Genomic DNA, 330 nt, shown 5'->3' with positions numbered 1-330 from the left:
AAGTCAAACAACATAATGGCGAAATATTCTCTATTCAATTCACCTTTTTTGACAGATAATCAAATTCCATTAAAGTCTCAAGCAGTCTTTGTAAATGATCGATTTTAACCATATTTTGTCCATCAGAAGGTGCATTATCTGGATCTTGATGCGTTTCTAAGAAAATACCTGCAACCCCAACAGAAACAGCTGCACGCGCCAAAACTTCAACAAATTGACGTTGTCCCCCAGATGAATCACCTTGACCACCCGGCTCCTGAACAGAATGCGTTGCATCAAAAATAACAGGAGCTCCAAACGAACGCAAAATAGGTAATGAACGCATATCAG

1 pseudogene is annotated in these 330 nt (G+C 39.4%); it reads right to left on the bottom strand.

The features are described 5' to 3' along the window. Positions 1-34 precede the first annotated feature (34 nt). Positions 35-330, bottom strand: a pseudogene (locus tag ACFIK8_RS12665) (3-deoxy-8-phosphooctulonate synthase); the annotation flags it as partial.

Source organism: Bartonella sp. MR168JLCBS, assembly GCF_042194175.1.
The sequence above is the reverse complement of the archived record's forward strand: the minus strand, read 5'-3'. Positions and strand labels throughout refer to the sequence as shown.